At 65.0% G+C, this 4,246-nt stretch carries 2 protein-coding genes and 1 pseudogene; 1 reads left to right on the forward strand and 2 read right to left on the reverse strand.

Going from position 1 to position 4,246, the window contains the following annotated elements; all coding sequences use genetic code 11:
- The coding region (locus VDP74_RS15235; RefSeq protein ID WP_323000483.1) for a hypothetical protein at window positions 1–800 on the reverse strand (800 nt) is incomplete at its 3' end.
- 84 nt (window positions 801–884) lie between these two features.
- Between VDP74_RS15235 and VDP74_RS15240 the strand changes: the two genes are divergently transcribed.
- Window positions 885–1,178 (forward strand): hypothetical protein, encoded by a 294-nt coding sequence (locus VDP74_RS15240; protein WP_323000484.1) that lies wholly within the window; start codon window positions 885–887, stop codon window positions 1,176–1,178.
- A gap of 270 nt (window positions 1,179–1,448) precedes the next feature.
- On the opposite strand, the pseudogene VDP74_RS15245 reads toward VDP74_RS15240, so the two are convergent.
- Window positions 1,449–4,246, reverse strand: a pseudogene (locus tag VDP74_RS15245) (hypothetical protein); the annotation flags it as partial.

A 4,246-nucleotide genomic window follows, 5' to 3' on the forward strand; every position in this document is an offset into this window, starting at 1 on the left:
GCTTCGGCCCGGTCCGCGCTGTCGCTGGCCGATGATGCGCTGGTTGCGGCATTGGCTTCCGACGTGGCTGCGTTCGTCTCGCTGGTCGATGCCGCGCTGGCAGCAGCGACGGCGGTATCCCGGGCGCTGGTCGCCACACCTGCTGCCGCGCCAGCGGCGCTTGCCGAGTCGCCCGCGTTCGTCTCCGAGGATGCCACAGCGTTCTTGCTGGCCAGGGCCTGGGACGCGGACGTGGCCGCGTTGGTTTCGCTGGTCGCCGCATGGCTTTCCGATAGGGCGGCGGCGACTTCGGAGTCGTGGGCGTTGGATTCGGATGTGGCCGCTGCGCTCGCCGCCGCGACGGCATCTCGCGCGGCTTGGAGCAGCGAGTCCCGGTATTCATCTGCCGGCGTGTCGTCGCTGATGCCGATCTTGATCGATCGGCTCAATTGCTCGGCATTCTGCTGGCAAAGCACGACAATCCGATCCAGCGCCCGCTCAATCACGTCCGGGTAAAACCCGCCCTGATTGGCGAGGTCGAGCGTCTGCAAATAGGCCATCGCGCTGGTGATCGTGATTTTTTCGTCCGTCGGCAGCGGCGCGGGCAGAGTGACATCGCCCCCCGGGCTGGAATTCTGGTCCGGGTTCATCGTAGCGGTGTAGTCCGAGCCGGACGTCAGAGCAGACTCGACCCCCGCCGAATCGGTGTGGATGACCAGCAGCTCGGCGGTCGAGAACACCACAAACGCATAGGGGAAGACCGTGGTGGCATCATTGCCATCGAACGGACCCGCCTTGCGGACATCGCTGGATATGGTCATCGCGTCAGGTGCGTGCAGTTGAATGACCGCAGGTTATCGCCCAAAATGAGAGATACGCGCACCCAAGGAAAGGAGGGGGAGACGGTGAAATCGATCACTGCGTTGGGATGTGCCTTGGCGCTGGCCCTGCCAGTAACAGCCTTGGCGTATTGCACGGAACCATCGTTCCCCATATACACCCCCAGGGCGCCGCAAAAGCCGAGCGAGCCCATGTGCGTGGTGCTCCAGAATTGCACTCAATTCGACATCGACATGTACCGACAGGAACTTGATTCCTGGGTGGAAGATCTACGGCGTTATGTGCAAAAAGCGCAGGATGTTGCCGACGAGTATGCGGCGGATGCCTTGCAATTCGCAAAGTGCGAACTCGGCCAATAACCATTGGCGAGCGACGATGATCAGCCATCCACAAAAAAGGAAAGGGCCTATGGGTATGTTTGGCAGAAGACGTCCGGTGCGCCAGAAGGACAGTTGGGTCGATGGGGTCGGCTTCTTTCTCGGGTTGCTGGGGATAATCGCAGGTGCGCTGCTGGGCCTGCTTATAGGGCGACAAGCAGACCTCGGTGAAGCAGGACGCTACATTCTGGGCGTGGGATGCAGCGGCGTCTTGTTCTACGCGTTCTTATATCTGTGGTGGCGGTTTGGTCCTTAGCGTTGCACACCCATCAGCAGGGCCGCTGGGTTCTGGGTCTTGCCGGAGGCTAGGGCATCTACTCCAGTCAACGTGCGGTTGATCTGCACGCTCGGCAAACCTGTCAGATCGCCCAGCACATTGATGAACGCCTTGCCGAAGGCCAGATCGAATTCCCCCTGGTTGATCTGCTGACCGAGCCGGCCGATATCCCCGATCATCCGCAGCCCTGCGGGGCCACCATACCCCATGCCACCTTCGCCAGCCACGGCTTTCACGAACGGGTCCAACTCCCGGACGAACACCATCAGGCCAGCCATGAACGAAGCGATCTCCGCCGGCAGGGATTTCAGCCAATCGTCCCAGTCGTCATCCCCGCCTGGGGTCATGGCGTGCTTCAGCAGGGACTGCAGGACGGCCGGAACCAGCACCATCAGCAGGATGTTGGCGGCGGCCTTGCCCTTGCTGTCCACCTTGGCGGACGCGTACATGGTGTTCAGCGTCGAGCCCATGTAGGAGTAGAAAGCCGTGAACAGTTTTTGGAGCGCGCCGCCGCGCTCGATGCCGGCCTGGTCGACCTCTTCGCCGCCGCCCTGGGCATCCTTCACCGCCTGGTCCGCCAGGGCCACGGCGGTATCCTCGGTGCGGCCATCAGCCAGCGCCTTCTCGTAGGCCCCCCACCAGGTGGGCACGTCGATCATCATCTGGGTGCGCATCATCAGCCAGTAGCCCCAGCGCCCCATGAATTCCTTCGCCGAGGATTGCCCCTGCACCTGGTTGCGCAGTTCGTTCAGTTCCCGGAAGCGGGTGCGGGTGCGGTTCGCCAGGAATGTCGACTTGGACATGGCCTCGCGCGTCGATGCGACCGGAGCACCGATGTAGCGGCCGACACCCTTGGCGATCCAGGATCCGCCGACGCGCGCGACGGAGTTGGCCAGCCCCAGGGGCTGCATGGCCGCGGTGAACACCTGGAAGGACAGAGCGGCCGCGCTGACGTTCTGCCGCACGAAACCCACCGTCTTTTCAAACGCTGTGTTCTGCCGGCTGGCGCCCATGACAATGTCGTCCCGCCAGCGCTCCAGTTCGTGCTTGACCTCCGGCCCGTAGTACTCGCGGATGGCGGTGTCGATGGTCTTGGAGCGCAGCAGCTTGTTGGCATCGATCACCCACTCCTGCCAGGCCAGGCCGTGGATGACGTCGCTGAAACCGCTGTACATGCCTTGCAGGTTGAGCAGCAGGGGCCGGCCTTTGACCTCCTCGACGCGGGTCTTGGTGAAGCTGCGCCGCGTGGTGGCGACACCATAGGCCGCCTTGGTCTTCGTCTTGGACTCCTCAGCCGCGCTGTGCTGGCCGGCCTGCATATTCACCCTGGGGTCGAACTTGACCGGGTAGTAGCCACCGGTCAGCTGCACGGCCTGGCCGTCGGCCGACCGGATCGTGATCGGTCGGACCCGCACCCACTCCGGCTCCTTGCCGTAGATGCGGCGCTCCTGCTCGGCAACCTGGGGCCGGTACGCCTCGAACAGGTCCCACACAGCCTGGACAGCGTGCAGTTCCTGCGCTGTCAGCGATTCCAGAACCGGCTGGATCTGCGCCATGGTCCACCCCCGGCCGTCCAGCAGGCGCTGCAGGTTGGATTCGTTGCCGACGTTCAGGGCGACGGCGAAACGCTCCTGCCAGTTCAGGGACTCGCCGATGGAGGGGAAGGATCGCCCACTGCCGCCCTTGTCCGTTGCGGGAACAGTTTTCATGATCGGCCGGATGATCGCGTCCAGCCGCTGGACCAGTTCCGCCTTCATCTGGGTCTCGTGGTTCGCGGCCTCGTTGGCCGGCCGGATCAGGTAGCGCCAGACCGGGCCGTCATCCTGCCCGCCGTCCATGATCCGGGCCCAGGTCGAGGCCTTGATGTGCTCTGCACCGAACGCCCGCACAGCCTCCAGCGCACGGCCGGACAGGCTGCTGGCGGTCCTGGTGTTCTTGCCGGAGGCGCTGGCATGCGCGGCGATGCCGGCAGCGATCTCATCGCGCACAGCCTCGTAATCGCGGTCGTTGGCCGCTGTCAGGAGCCGGTGCTTCAGTCGGGCCAGGTGCTCGATGCCGGAGATTGTGTCGCGCAGCCCCATCAGCTCCTCGACCGTCAGATCCCTGTAGTGGCGCTGGGCGCTGTTGTCGATCGCCTCGGCCAGCAGCTTGATGGCGTCATCGTCGTCCGCGTAGATCAGATCCCCGTTGGCATCCCGGCTTTGCACGGCGGCCAGGTAGCGGGCGCGCTCGGCCGGGGACAGCAGGGTTTCGGCGATGTCCGGGATCTCGCCCGCGTTCAGGCGGGACTGCACCCAGGTGCGCAGGCCGGCGGCCCGGGCGCGCTCCGCGTCCGAGCGCTGGCGCAGGTCGAACCGCTCCAGCAGCATGTCGATCTGGTCGAGAAAATCGGTGTCCAGGTTCTTGCGCACCCCGGCGCTGTCGAATTTCTTCAGGTAGCGCAGGGTCTTGTCGATGTCTTCCTGCGCGCGGTAGGCAGCGCGGGTCAGCTGCTGCTGCACGACCTGGTTGCGCTTTTCGGCGGCGGCCGTGGCCAGATCCCCGGACCTCACGGCGCGCTCGGCGTTCTGCGTGGCGCGCGCCTCCGCGTTGGCGTACTGGCCCGGCCGCACGTCGCGCACGCGCAGCCTAGAGATCGTCACCCGGGCGAACTCGCGCGCGGCGTCCAGCAGGATCTTGCGCTTGCCCGTGGCGCGCGCCAGGGCGTTGGCTTCTGTGGCCGTGAAGCGGGCGCGCGCATCGTTGTGGATCGCCTGATCCGCCGCGCGCGCCA

Source organism: Castellaniella sp. (genome assembly GCF_034674885.1).
Classification (GTDB): Bacteria; Pseudomonadota; Gammaproteobacteria; order Burkholderiales; family Burkholderiaceae_B; genus Castellaniella.